Consider the following 13,018-nt stretch of genomic DNA (forward strand, 5'->3'; position numbering starts at 1 on the left):
TGTCCTCAGTTGCCGTTCGGGAACATCCGGGCGTTGCCGGGCTGATAGCCGGAGCCGGGCGTCAGGAACCGGCGGCGCTGTTCACGGCCTTGTTCGGCGGCTGCGGCGCGCTCGGCATCGACAAGCGCCTGCGCTCGGCCGTTCGCAGCGACCACAGCGACCAGGTCTGCGAGTTGCTGCGCCTGCAATGCGAGCAACTGGTTGCCGGCCTGGGTTGCCTGAAGCGCGCCGGTCGCACCCTGGCTCTGCCCGACCAGAGCCGCCATCTCGGCGCGGTTGGTGTCGATGTTGCCGACGACACCGGCCTGCACGCGCAGCGCGTCCTGAAGGCCGCCGACCGTGTTCTGCCAGCGCGATCGTGCATCGGAGACGAGACGCTGATCCGAAGTGGACAGCGAGATGTTGCTGTACTGGCTCTGAAAGGCTTGGTCGATCTGCTGCACGTCGAAGGCGATGCGCTGTGCCTGACCCAGAAGCGCTTGCGTGCGCTGCACCGATTGCTGGAGCTGCTGAAGCGAGGAGTAGGGCAGGCTCGCGAGATTGCGGGCCTGGTTGATCAGCATCTGCGCTTCGTTCTGGAGGCTCTGGATCTGGTTGTTGATCTGCTCGAGCGCCCGCGCGGCCGATAGGACATTCTGGACGTAGTTGGTCGGATCATAAACGACCCACTGCGCCGCTGCCGGGGTGACGAACACGGGCGATAAGGCGACGGGCAGCGACAGGATGGTTGCGGCGAACAGCGCCGCGCGAGAGCGTCGGATCATCATGGCTTGGGCTCCAGGTTGGCGAGATCGGGAATGAGGTCGGCGGCCCATCCGACATCGCGGGCGCGCAGCCAGGCGGACAGGAAGCCGTCGCGGCCATGCTCGGCGAGGATCGCCTCGATGGCGGCCTGATCAGTTTTCGAGGATGCCGCGCAGAGCGCGAGGGCGACTTCGGAGAGCCCCAGCTCGAACAGCCGGTTGCCGCGCCGCGACTGGCAGTAATAGTCGCGCTTGGGTGTGGCCCGGCTGAGGATCTCGATCTGGCGGTCGTTCAAGCCGAAGCGCCGGTAGATGGCGGTGATCTGCGGTTCGATCGCGCGTTCGTTCGGCAGCAAAAGGCGCGTCTGGCAGCTTTCGATGATGGCCGGAGCGATCGCGCTCCCATCGATGTCAGCCAGCGATTGCGTGGCGAAGACGACGGACGCGTTCTTCTTGCGCAGCGTCTTCAGCCATTCGCGCAGTTGCGCCGAGAAGCCTTCATCGTCGAGCGCGAGCCAGCCTTCGTCGACGATCAGGAGCGTGGGCCGTCCATCCAGACGGTCGCCGATCCGATGGAAGAGATAGGCGAGGACCGCCGGCGCCGCGCCGCCGCCGATCAGCCCCTCGGTTTCAAAGGCCTGGACCGCAGCTTCCCCTAGCTGCTCGCCTTCGGCGTCCAGCAGCCGTCCGTATGCACCGCCCACGCAAAAGGGTCGCAGCGCCTGTTTGAGATCATTCGACTGGAGGAGGACGGCGAGGCCCGTCAGCGTGCGCTCAGGGACCGGCGCGGACGCCAGCGAGGTCAGCGCCGTCCAGAGATGTTCTTTCACCTCCGGCGTGATCGTGACGCCCTCGCGGGCAAGGATGGCGGCAATCCAGTCGGCTGCCCAGCCACGCTCATGGGTTTCGTGAACGCGTGCGAGTGGCTGGAGGGAGACCGACGACGCGGCGCCTTCCGTCAGGCTGCCGCCGAGGTCGTGCCAATCGCCTCCCATGGCGAGCGCGGCTGCGCGGATCGAGCCGCCAAAGTCGAAGGCGAAGACTTGGGCACCCGGATAGCGCCGGAACTGAAGCGCGATAAGCGCGAGCAGGACGGACTTGCCCGCGCCGGTCGGTCCGACGACCAGTGTGTGGCCGACGTCGCCGACATGCAGCGAAAAGCGAAACGGCGTGCTGCCCTCCGTCTTGCCATAAAGCAGGGGCGGCGCACCAAAATGCTCGTCCCCTTCCGGCCCGGCCCAGACTGCGGAGAGCGGAATCATGTGGGCGAGGTTCAGGGTGGAGATCGGTGGCTGGCGGACGTTGGCGTAGACATGGCCGGGCAGCGAACCGAGCCAGGCATCGACGGCATTGATGGTCTCGGACATCGCGGTGAAGTCGCGGCCCTGGATCACCTTTTCCACGAGGCGCAACTTCTCGTCGGCGGTGCGCGGATCGGCATCCCAAACGGTGACCGTGGCGGTCACATAGGCCTGACCGGCATAGTCGGCCCCAAGCTCCTGCAGGGCCATATCGGCATCGGCGGCCTTGTTCGCAGCGTCAGTATCGACGAGCGCGGATGCCTCGTTGGTCATCACCTCCTTCAGGATCGCGGCGATCGACTTGCGCTTGGCGAACCACTGCCGCCGGATGCGCGTCAGCAACTTCGTGGCGTCCGTCTTGTCGAGGAGGATCGCCCGCGTGGACCAGCGGTAGGGAAAGGCGAGCCGGTTGAGATCGTCGAGAATCCCTGGCGTCGTCGCGGTTGGAAAGCCGTTGATCGTCAGCACGCGCAGATGAGCGGCGCCGAGCCGCGGCTCGAGGCCGCCGGTCAGCGGCTCATCGGCGAGCAGCGCATCGAGGTAGATCGGTGTTTCGGGCACGCGGACGCGGTGGCGCTTCGTCGAGACAGTCGAGTGCAGGTAGGTCAGGGTCTCGCCGTCATCGAGCCACCGGCATTCCGGCATGAACCCGTCGACGAGCTGGAGGACGCGGTTTGTGCGGTCAATGAAGGCCGCGAGGGCTTCATGGGGATCAACGCCGGACTGTTGGCGACCCTCGTAGAGCCAGGTTTCCGCCCGCGCGGCGTCCTCGGCAGGCGGGAGATAGAGAAAGGTCAAGAAGTAGCTCGACTCGTAATGCGCGTCCGCTTCCTCGAAGTCGGCCTTGCGCTCCGCATCAACGAGGGCGGAGGCGGCGTCCGCGAAGCGGCTTGCCGGATAGGAGGCGGCTTCGTGGCGCTGCGCTTCGACGAAGATCGCCCAGCCCGAGCCCAGACGCCGGAAGGCGTTGTTGAGGCGACTGGCGACGGCCACCAGTTCAGCGGCCACAGCTGAGTCGAGATCGGGACCACGAAAGCGCGCGGTGCGCTGGAAGCTGCCATCCTTGTTGAGCACGACCCCTTCGCCGACCAGCGCCGCCCAGGGCAGGAAATCTGCAAGGCGGGTCGCGGTTCGGCGATATTCGGCGAGGTTCATCATGGCCGCGCCTCAGACCGAGAGATGGCCCGGAATGCGCAGATGCCGGCGGCCCACTTCGACAAAAAGCGGATCGCGCTTTGCTGCCCAAACGGCGGCGAAATGGCCGATCGCCCAGATGAGGAGACCGACCAGCCATAGCCGCAATCCGAGACCGACAGCGCCGGCGAGTGTGCCGTTCATGATGGCGATGCTGCGCGGTGCGCCGCCCAGCAGAATATGCTCGGTCAGCGCGCGGTGGACCGGAACCGAGAAGCCCGCGACCTCATCGGGATGATGCAGGAGGCCCGTCATCAGACGAGCGCCCCGCCGCCGAACGAGAAGAACGACAGGAAGAAGCTGGACGCCGCGAAGGCGATCGACAGGCCGAAGACGATCTGGATGAGGCGCCGAAATCCTCCGCTCGTGTCGCCGAACGCCAGCGTCAGGCCGGTGACGATGATGATGATCACCGCGATGATCTTGGCGACCGGCCCCTCGATCGACTGGAGGATGGACTGCAGCGGCGCTTCCCAGGGCATCGAGGAGCCGGATGCGTGGGCGGCGGGCGCCAGAAGAAAGCTCAGGGTCAGCGCCGTGGCGGCGGTTGCGAGGCGCTGATGGCCGCGCGCAATGTGTCGGATCATGCGGGTTCTCCTTGTGGGTCGGGAGGCTGGGTTGCGGGGGAAAGGTGGTAGTCGGTGTCCGTCCCGAGCCCTTCGACGCGGGCGAGTTCGGCGAGACGCCGCGCAGCGCCGCGGCCGGAGAGCACGGCCACCAGATCGATGGTCTCGGCGATCAGCGCCCGCGGGACGGTGACGACAGCTTCCTGGATGAGCTGCTCGAGGCGGCGCAGCGCGCCGAGCGCGCTGCCCGCGTGGATCGTGCCGATCCCGCCGGGATGGCCGGTGCCCCAGGCCTTCAGGAGATCGAGCGCCTCAGCCCCACGCACCTCGCCGATCGGGATCCGATCCGGCCGCAGCCGCAGCGAGGAACGCACCAGGTCGGACAGGGTCGCGACGCCGTCCTTGGTGCGCATGGCGATGATGTTCTGCGCCCGGCATTGCAGCTCGCGGGTGTCTTCGATGACGATGACGCGGTCGGTTGTCTTCGCGACCTCGGCCAGCAGGGCATTGGTCAGCGTGGTCTTGCCGGTGCTGGTTCCGCCGGCGACGAGGATGTTGGCGCGCGCTGCGACCGCCTGCCGGAGGATGGCAGCCTGGTCGGCCGTCATGATGCCCGCGGCGACATAGTCGTCGAGCGTGAAGACGGCGACGGCAGGCTTGCGAATCGCAAAGACCGGAGCCGTCACGACCGGCGGCAGCAGGCCTTCGAAGCGCTCGCCGGTTTCGGGAAGCTCGGCCGAGACGCGCGGGCGACGGTCATGCACCTCGGCGCCGACATGATGGGCGACGAGGCGGACGATGCGTTCGCCATCGGCCGCCGAAAGCCGTTCCCCCGTATCGGACAGGCCGTCAGAGTGCCGGTCGACCCAGAGCCGCCCATCGGGGTTGAGCATGACCTCGACGATCGCGGGGTCTTCCAGGAATCGGGCGACAGCAGGACCCAGCGCGGTGCGCAGCATGCGTGCGCCGCGTGAAGCTGCTTCCGATCGCTGATGGTTGACCGCCACGTCGTCCCCGTTCGCTTGCGGGCCCGCGCGACGCGCGGCCCTGGATCGGGGATGAGTAAGAAAGGCAGGAATTGGGGCGTTGCAACAACGCTCAGGGGGTCGTCGTACTGTGGCGAAGAAAGACAGGTAATCGGCGGACCGGCGTCGAGCCACGGCAGCGTCTGAGGCTGCCGATCGGCTCGTTTTCCCGAGCGGGAATAATTCAGGCCCGGGAGCTACCCCGAGGCGCAGGATTTCCCGAGCGGGAAATTCTTATAGACATTCTTCAGAAATCCATGATACTTTCCCGTTCGGTAAATATCATGGTCAGACGCAACCTCACCACCGCCGAGATCGGCGACATCGTGCGAACCACCCGCAAGGCCGCTGGCCTGCGGCAGGACGAGCTTGCCGGCGCAGCTGGCGTCGGCCTGCGCTTCATCGTCGATCTCGAAGCGGGCAAGCCGACCGCGCAGATAGGCAAGACACTTCAGGTCCTGGCAGCGTTGGGCTGCTCGCTCGATATCACACCGCCGCCCGACACCAAAGGAGCGCGGCCAAAAGATCCTCAGAAGCCATGACGCGCACCCTCGATATCTGGTGGGACGGGCGCCTGGTGGGCCAGCTGACGCAAGACAAGCATGGTGAACTCGGCTTCGCCTATGCGCCGGCTTGGCTCGACGACGAGGCGGCGCAGCCGTTGTCCGCTTCGCTGCCAAAGCGGGCGGAGCCGTTCAGTCGTCGCGAGTGCAGACCGTTTTTCGGCGGTCTCCTGCCAGAGGAAAGCCAGCGCGACGCGGCGGCTCAGGCACTCGGCGTGTCGCGCGCCAATGATTTCGCCCTTCTTGATCGCCTCGGCGGCGATGTGGCAGGTGCGCTCCAGCTTCTGCCGCCCGGCGAAGGTCCGACCGCTCCTGCCCCCGATCAACGGCCAACCCCGCTTGCAGATGCAGGCTTGATCCGGGTGCTGGACGCGCTGCCCGTCCGCCCATTGCTCGCGGGCGAGGAAGGCTTGCGGCTCTCTCTCGCTGGCGCCCAATCCAAGGTGCCGGTGGTTCTGGTGGATGGCGCGGTGGCGTTGCCTGCGCCGGGCCAGCCCACGACGCATATTCTGAAACCGCCGATATCGCGGTTCGCGGCGACGACCGAGAACGAGGCGTTCGTGATGCGCCTTGCTGCCGCAATCGGTCTCGATGTCGCGCCGGTAGAAGCGCGCATCGTTCAGGATCGAACATTTCTGCTGGTCCAGCGCTATGACCGCGTCATTGGCAACGATGGCTTTGTGCGCCGGATCCATCAGGAGGATTTCTGCCAGGCGCTCGGGGTGCCACCGGAGACCAAATACGCGAGCGAAGGCGGCCCGACCTTCAAGGATTGCTTCGCGCTGCTTCGCCGCGTCGCCGCCAGGCCCGCTGTCGATGTGCTGAAGCTTCTCGATGCGGTGATCTTCAATGCGATCGCCGGGAACGCCGACGCACACGGCAAGAATTTCTCGATCCTATATGACACAGAAGGCCCACGCATCGCCCCGCTGTATGATTTGCTTGCGACCGTTGCCTATCCCGATCTCTCACCGAAATTCGCCATGAAGATCGGAAAGCGAGGAACGCTAGCGGAACTGGACGCCAAGGGCTGGGCAGCGTTTGCGGCGGACGCCGGCCTCGGCTTGCCGCTGATACGCAGGCGGGTCGCGGAGATCAGCAAAGGCGTTCGCGACAAGGCAACAGGCGTCGCGGCGGAGCTTTCGCGTGCCGAGTTAGACAGAACAGCTATTGAGCAGTTTGCCGATATGGTCCGCGACCGCGCCGAGCGCTGCGCTTTGACATTTGCGGGAACTGCTCGGTGACGCGTACCTTTCAGCAGCGTTAATATAATCGCGAGGTAGTATGAGAAAGATCTCCCCAGAAGCAGTCAGGGATGACTTTCGGCAGCAGTTGCAGGACCTCGCGGCATTTCATCAGACCGGTTTCGCCGCGTTCACCACGGAGGCCGACCAGTCTACCCAAACCGAACGTAGTCTCTTGGCTGCTGCGGTCAGTTGGGAGGGGTTCGTGAGCGACATGTTCATCGCATATATCAACCGCGATGCAACTCGCTTCAAGCAGCATCTGACACAATCGTTTAATGATCACCTTGACACGGCAGCTAAGCCGCGTCGTGTTTTCGATTCATTTGGGAAGCTGGACTTCCCAAAGCATCTCAAGAAGGCTGATGTTCAGGCCTTAGCGGACAACGTCGGCAACAATATCACGTTTCCGAATTACGCGGAGCTCGAGCGGCGGGCGGGCATTTGGCTTATTCCTGCCCACGCCGCAAAGTTTAGTGGCCTGACCGCACAGCAAAAAGCAGTGATCGACTCCGTAATTGCGCTTCGTAACCATATCGCTCACCGCAGTCAGCGATCGCTTGATGCGATGAACAACACGTTGGCGGCTGGCGCTTTATACCCTACCGGTATCCAGCGCGGCCCGAACCGCTTCCACATGGTGGGTGCTTGGCTGAAGGCGAGGCCGGTTGGATCGCCGAACACGCGGTTTGATCTGGTCATGCGTATTCTGGATTCAGTAGCTGCGACCTTCTAGGTCCTATGGAATGGGGCGAATGTGCAGCTCCGAAAGTTGGCCCTAGCCGTCTGGAATGCCTTTGCCGCTGACGTCTTCGGGAATCTCTCTCAAGAAACTCTGGCCCTTCTGCAGGCGCCGCCCCAGCGTCTCGATAAAGCCTTCGTAGCGCTCCCGCCCTTTGGCCTGTGCTGACGCTTGAGCATCGTTCGGCAAGGGCGGCGTGATCGTCAGCCAGAACCGGACGAAGAGGGCCAGTGTCTCTGCGGTGACGCCGAGGTCGCGCTCCAAGCGCTGGACCTGGCGCGACAGGCGATCGAGGCGGCGCGCGAACGCGGCCTCGCGCTTGTCCGCGCCATCAGGTGACAGGAATGACGCAACCGCCGCTTCGACGATCGCGGAGCGGGAGAGCTTCTTGCGGTCGGCGAGATCGGCGATCTGGCGGAGCATCTCGGGCGGGAAATAAACGTTCATCCGGTCGCGCATGGTTGCCTCACAGATCGATGCCGTCATTGGGATCGAGCGCGACCTGTCTCGCTACGCCGCGCATCTGCTGGCGCAGCGCCTGACGCTGCCGCGCCGCGTCTTCCGGCTCATCGTCCAGCATGATGGAAAACTCGTCGGCCGCGGCAGGTCCGGTTGTTTCCTTGGCGATCGCGACATGGTCGGGCAGCTCCGGCTCGCGCCTCAGCCCGCCATTGGCTGTGTCCTCCGCCTTGTCGAGCTCAGCCGCCAGCAATGCGTCGGGTCGCTGCGGCTTCAACTCGGACCAGGCGTCCCTTCGGGCCGAACGCCCGCATTTCGCCGGGTCGGGTGACGGCAGGATGCGCTCCTTGAAGCGGCGATCCTCGAAGTAACGGGCCTTCTTGGCTCGGATGGGATGGACACCGGCGGCCATGACGATCTCGTCTGTGGCCGGCAGCTGCATCACCTCGCCGGGTGTGAGGAGCGGCCGCGCCGTCTCCGAGCGCGAGACCATCAGATGACCGAGCCAGGGGCTGAGCCGATGCCCGGCATAGTTCCGCATCGCCTTCATCTCGGTCGCCGTACCGAGGGCGTCGCTCACGCGCTTGGCGGTGCGTTCGTCATTGGTGGCGAAGCTCACGCGCACATGGCAGTTGTCGAGGATCGCGTTGTTTGGGCCGTAGGCCTTTTCGATCTGGTTCAATGACTGGGCGATGAGGAACGACTTCAGGCCGTAACCCGCCATGAAGGCGAGCGCGCTCTCGAAGAAGTCGAGGCGGCCGAGCGCCGGGAACTCGTCGAGCATCATCAGCACGCGATGCCGCCGGTCTCGCGCATGCAGATCCTCAGTCAGGCGTCGGCCGATCTGGTTGAGCACGAGCCGGATCAACGGCTTCGTCCGGGAGATGTCGGATGGCGGAACCACGAGGTAGAGCGTTGCTGGCTTCTCATCGGCGATGAGGTCGGCGATCCGCCAGTCGCAGCGGCGCGTCACTTCCGCCACCACCGGGTCGCGATAGAGGCCCAAGAAGGACATGGCGGTGGACAGGACGCCTGAGCGCTCGTTGTCGCTCTTGTTGAGGAGTTCGCGCGCCGTCGACGCCACCACGGGATGAGGGCCGCCAGGGCCGAGATGCGGCGTCGTCATCATCGCCTTCAGCGTCGCCTCGATCGGACGGCGCGGATCCGACAGGAAGGCGGCGACACCGGCGAGCGTCTTCTCCTCTTCCGCGTACAGCACATGCAGGATGGCGCCGACGAGCAAAGAATGGCTCGTCTTCTCCCAGTGATTGCGCTTGTCGAGCGAGCCCTCGGGGTCGACGAGAACGTCGGCGACATTCTGCACGTCGCGGACTTCCCACTCGCCGCGTCGCACTTCCAGGAGCGGGTTGTAGGCGGCCGACTTGGCGTTGGTGGGATCGAACAGCAGGACGCGGCCGTGCCTCGCGCGGAAGCCGGCGGTCAGCTGCCAGTTCTCGCCCTTGATGTCGTGGACGATGGCGGAGCCCGGCCAGGTGAGGAGCGTGGGAACGACGAGGCCGACACCCTTGCCCGATCGGGTCGGTGCGAAGCACAGGACATGCTCCGGTCCATCGTGCCGGAGATAGGCGTCGCCGAGCTTGCCGAGGACGACTCCATCGGGTCCGAGCAGGCCCGCTGCCTTCACCTCCCGGAGTTCAGCCCAGCGGGCCGAGCCATAGGTCTCCACATTCTTCGCCTCACGGGCACGCCATACCGACATCGCTATGGCGACGGCGATGGAGATGAAGCCGCCTGAGGCGGCGATCATTGCGCCTTCAACAAAGATCGGCGGGGCATAGGCGTCGTAGAAGTACCACCACCAGAAGAAGGCGGGTGGATAGTAGACCGGCCAACCCGCCAGCTCGAACCACGGCGTGCCGAGCTGCGCCTGAAAGCCGAGCCGCCAGGCGGTCCATTGGGTCGCGCCCCAGGTCGTGAGCAGCACGATGAGGAACACGGTGGTGATTTGGCCCCAGAGGATTTTCGTCGCGGACATCGGTGGCGGTGCTTTCTTCCTTGCTGGCTAGAGGGCGAGCCCGCGCTTGCGGCCGAGGCCCCATTCGATGCCGCCGCCATCCTTCACGGCGCCAGCGACATGCTGGCCGAGCTTGCGTTCGATCTCGCCGGACCAGGGTACAAGCTGGAAGCCGAGGCCGTTGTCGATCATCGCGAACCGGCCGGAGGAGAGGTCGAGACGCTGGCGATAGACGCCCGCGACCTGATCACCGGCGGTCGGCTTCATGTGCGCCAGACCGGTCTCGGCGGAGAGGCGCGCCCCGACCGCATCCAGTTCGCGCCGCCGCAGCGTGGCGAGGAGGTCGCGTTGCAGGATGATCCGCTGGCCTTGGCGTCGACCGAGGCCTTGGTCGGCGAGATGCTCGGCCCGTGCCTGCAGGGCTTCGCGCACCTCTCGCCCGAAGCCTCCCATCGACAGCGGCATGGGGTCCGCCTCCACAAGCCGATGGTCCAGCCAGGTGGCCCCCGGCGCCTTGATCTGCTGGCCGAGTTCGAGGTCTGACCGGCTCGCGAGAACAAGCGTCGGGCGCGGCTCATCGGCTCGGCCAAAGCGCCGAACCTCCACGATGCCGCCGATCGCAGGCGCATGCTCGAAGGCCTCGACACCGCGGAACCGGACATGGTGGGCGCGACCGTCGGTGCCGTCGATCACCGCATAGGCTTCGCCCGTCAGCTCGTCGTGCAGGCCGCGATCGACCAGCCGCCCGATGATCGGCGCCTGTCCGCTGCCGCCTTCGATGACATAGTCAGCGACGGCGCGATCCTCACCGCGCTCGGCGAAGACGCGGTGCATGGTCTTGATGATGTCCCCGCGAAGCCCGAGGTCGCGCAGGTGGCGTTCAGCGTCGAGCCCGACCATCCACTCGCCGGGGGCGGCGGATGACGCGAGGCCCATCTTCTCCAGGTGCTGGAGCCGGCCGATCATGAGCCGGCGGGTCTGGGGATCACCGGCACCGGATTGCTCGGGACGAAGATCGATGAATCCGGTCTCGTCGGCGGCTATGCGAATCTCGACATCGAGGCGCGTCCAGCGCTCGGCCGTGATTTCGCGCTCGAGCGCCGTCTTGATCTCGTGCTCCGGCTTCGGGCCGAGTTCGATCGACACGAGATCCTCGGCCCGGGATCGCAAGCCGCGGCTGATGTAGTCGCGTGAGATGACGAGGTCGGCGCCCTGGGCGTCAACGCCTCGCACCAGCAGGTGGACGTGGGGATTGTCGGTGTTCCAGTGATCGACCGCGACCCAGTCGAGCCGGGTCCCGAGGTCGGCTTCCATTTGGCGCGCGAGGTCGCGCGTGAAGGCGCGCAGGTCCGTCATCTCGCCGGCGTCCTCGGGCGAGATGATGAAGCGGAAATGGTGCCGGTCGTCCTTCGAGCGCGCGGCGAAACCAGCGTCATCGGCGCGGTCGCTGTCGGCATCGAACATCACGGCCTTTTCGCCGTCGCGCGTGACGCCGTCGCGCTTGAGATAGGATAGGTGGGCATGGAGCGGCGCGGACCGGAAGGCCCGGCCCTGGTGGCGGGCGATCCGCGCCTTGACGACGACGCGGCGCGACGAGCTGAAAAGCCGCGCGCGGCTGAAGGCAATCCGTCCTCGCCCGAAGGTCGAACGGCCATAGCCGGACGCCCTGCGCCCCGGACCGCCGCCGGTGCCGACATGCCCCGAGCGCTTGGCGGCGCGCAGGACTTGGTTGATGAAGCTCTTGGCTTTCGGCGCCCGCGTCGAACCGATGCGGCCCGGCCGGACCCGGAAGTCGCTGTCGCCGTCGCTCATCGCCGGCCTCCGGCGGGCCAAACGCGGGGCAGTGCCGGCAATGTCCTTGAAATAGCGTGTATAATAGCCGAAACCGGCACTGCCCCCGACCGACCGGCACGTGAAAAGCCATGCGAAAGCAATGGCTTGCACGCGAGTGGCGAGCCGCTTTTATCTCGCCGTCTGTTGGTCGTGTCTGCCTCGCCCCAACCGCCCGACGCCGCCTCTTTTCGGGAGATCGCTACACCGCGCCGGAGTGCGATTCTGGTCATGGGCGCCCCCCATCATCTGCGCGGGTCACGAAGATGCCTGCCGTTTGCGTCGAAGCGGCGATTGGGGGTTGCTGCGGATCCGCGGTTCGGCTGCCATTCCTTTGACGATCAGGCTGCGATCGTTCTGCTGCAACGCTGCCGTTGGGGCGCGCGACGAACAACGGAGACCGAGTCCACGCGAGCGGGTCGGCGGTCGCGACAGCGACGCCGGCAGCGAGCGGCTCACTGCCGATCAACGGCGCGATCGCGGCCACGTAGGCGATGGTCTCGGCGGGCAGCGCGCGGCCAGCCGAGAGATAGTCATCGTAGCGCCCGGGCCCGGCATTGTAGGCCGCAAGGAAGCCCGGCGCGCCGTAGCGGTCGTGCATTTCGCGCAGATAGGCTGCACCAGCCAGGATGTTATCGCGCGGGTCAAAGGGATTGGCCCCCAGACCGTGGCGCGCCCGCAGATCCGCCCAGGTCGCGGGCATGATCTGCATGAGTCCCATCGCGCCTTTGGGTGAGACCGCGCGGACACGACCGCCGCTCTCGACGCGCATGACTGCCCAGATCCAGCGTTCGGGAATGCCGAACCGCTGCGCTGCCTCGGCGACCGCTCGTGTGTAAGCCGAGCCTGCCGCGGGTAGCTCGATGACCGAGGCCTGCGCCAGAGACGGCGCGGGCATCGCGCCGGCAAAGGCCAGGCCGGAAAGGAGAAGGAAGGGCAGTCGGCGGGCGGCCCCTTTCGCTCCGGCAGCGGGCTGGCGACGGGAGACGCGCATCGATCAGTCCCGCTCGTTGCGCTTGGTCGGCCGGTTCCAGTAGAGACCCCATGCTGATTTGTTGTCGGCCGACTGGAACAGGTTGGCTCGGATTGGCTGCGCGAAGGTCGGATCGTCGAACTGCAACGATACATATTCGCCGGCCTTCTCGCCGGTGCGCTTCCATCCCGCCCCCACTTCCGGCCCATCGGCATCATCGCCGAGGTGAACGCGATAGTCGGGCGCGTTCTCGGCGTCGGAGTGCTCCGCCGGCACCAGCACCAGAGCGGCGTCGAGGGCGAGCGTGCGGATGCGGCCGCCATAGCCGCTTTTGGTGCGGGTGAATTCTCCGATCAGACTCATGGCAACCTCCTTGGCGATGCGGTGGAACGGGTCATGGCTG

At 65.9% G+C, this 13,018-nt stretch carries 13 protein-coding genes; 3 read left to right on the plus strand and 10 right to left on the minus strand.

What is annotated here, in order from left to right; genetic code table 11:
- Positions 1–5: 5 nt before the first annotated feature.
- From trbJ to trbB, 5 genes are read right to left on the minus strand one after another with little or no spacing between them, the layout of a single operon-like run.
- Positions 6–767 (minus strand): P-type conjugative transfer protein TrbJ, encoded by a 762-nt coding sequence (gene trbJ / locus VQH23_RS19940; protein WP_099095809.1) that lies wholly within the window; start codon positions 765–767, stop codon positions 6–8.
- On the minus strand, positions 764–3,202 hold the full coding sequence (gene trbE, locus VQH23_RS19945; protein ID WP_099095810.1) for a conjugal transfer protein TrbE: 2,439 nt from the start codon (positions 3,200–3,202) through the stop codon (positions 764–766). The genes trbJ and trbE overlap by 4 nt, the downstream gene beginning before the upstream one ends.
- A gap of 9 nt (positions 3,203–3,211) precedes the next feature.
- On the minus strand, positions 3,212–3,493 hold the full coding sequence (locus VQH23_RS19950; protein ID WP_099095811.1) for a VirB3 family type IV secretion system protein: 282 nt from the start codon (positions 3,491–3,493) through the stop codon (positions 3,212–3,214).
- Complete coding sequence (locus tag VQH23_RS19955; protein WP_035599872.1) at positions 3,493–3,825, minus strand: TrbC/VirB2 family protein; 333 nt, start codon at positions 3,823–3,825, stop codon at positions 3,493–3,495. The genes VQH23_RS19950 and VQH23_RS19955 overlap by 1 nt, the downstream gene beginning before the upstream one ends.
- Positions 3,822–4,763 carry a P-type conjugative transfer ATPase TrbB gene (gene trbB / locus VQH23_RS19960; protein WP_218014889.1) on the minus strand — a complete coding sequence of 314 codons (942 nt, stop codon included), beginning with the start codon at positions 4,761–4,763 and terminating at the stop codon, positions 3,822–3,824. Before trbB ends, VQH23_RS19955 begins: the two co-directional genes overlap by 4 nt.
- Before the next feature lie 323 nt (positions 4,764–5,086).
- Between trbB and VQH23_RS19965 the strand changes: the two genes are divergently transcribed.
- The 3 genes from VQH23_RS19965 to VQH23_RS19975 are packed head-to-tail and all read left to right on the plus strand — an operon-like array spanning position 5,087 to position 7,372.
- A complete protein-coding gene (locus tag VQH23_RS19965; RefSeq protein WP_338662458.1) occupies positions 5,087–5,371 on the plus strand; it encodes a helix-turn-helix transcriptional regulator in 285 nt (94 codons plus the stop codon).
- Positions 5,368–6,636 carry a type II toxin-antitoxin system HipA family toxin gene (locus VQH23_RS19970; protein WP_099095814.1) on the plus strand — a complete coding sequence of 423 codons (1,269 nt, stop codon included), beginning with the start codon at positions 5,368–5,370 and terminating at the stop codon, positions 6,634–6,636. The genes VQH23_RS19965 and VQH23_RS19970 overlap by 4 nt, the downstream gene beginning before the upstream one ends.
- Positions 6,637–6,676: 40 nt before the next feature.
- Positions 6,677–7,372: a hypothetical protein gene (locus VQH23_RS19975; RefSeq protein WP_099095815.1), complete on the plus strand. Its 696-nt coding sequence runs from the start codon at positions 6,677–6,679 to the stop codon at positions 7,370–7,372.
- A 42-nt stretch (positions 7,373–7,414) separates the two neighbouring features.
- On the opposite strand, the gene VQH23_RS19980 is transcribed toward VQH23_RS19975, so the two are convergent.
- From VQH23_RS19980 to VQH23_RS20000, 5 genes are all read right to left on the minus strand, one after another.
- The gene (locus VQH23_RS19980; RefSeq protein ID WP_099095816.1) at positions 7,415–7,837 is read right to left on the minus strand and encodes a CopG family transcriptional regulator; all 423 of its coding nucleotides are present in this window, start codon (positions 7,835–7,837) and stop codon (positions 7,415–7,417) included.
- 7 nt (positions 7,838–7,844) lie between these two features.
- Positions 7,845–9,833, minus strand: a complete 1,989-nt coding sequence (locus tag VQH23_RS19985) for a conjugal transfer protein TraG (protein WP_099095817.1) — start codon at positions 9,831–9,833, stop codon at positions 7,845–7,847.
- 27 nt (positions 9,834–9,860) lie between these two features.
- Positions 9,861–11,624 (minus strand): DUF3363 domain-containing protein, encoded by a 1,764-nt coding sequence (locus tag VQH23_RS19990; protein ID WP_099095818.1) that lies wholly within the window; start codon positions 11,622–11,624, stop codon positions 9,861–9,863.
- A gap of 247 nt (positions 11,625–11,871) precedes the next feature.
- Positions 11,872–12,636 carry a lytic transglycosylase domain-containing protein gene (locus VQH23_RS19995; protein WP_099095819.1) on the minus strand — a complete coding sequence of 255 codons (765 nt, stop codon included), beginning with the start codon at positions 12,634–12,636 and terminating at the stop codon, positions 11,872–11,874.
- A gap of 3 nt (positions 12,637–12,639) precedes the next feature.
- Entirely contained in the window at positions 12,640–12,978 is a 339-nt protein-coding gene (locus VQH23_RS20000; RefSeq protein WP_099095820.1) for a DUF736 domain-containing protein, read from the minus strand.
- Positions 12,979–13,018 lie beyond the last annotated feature (40 nt).

The organism is Pararoseomonas sp. SCSIO 73927, assembly GCF_037040815.1.
In the GTDB taxonomy this organism is placed as follows: domain Bacteria; phylum Pseudomonadota; class Alphaproteobacteria; order Acetobacterales; family Acetobacteraceae; genus Roseomonas.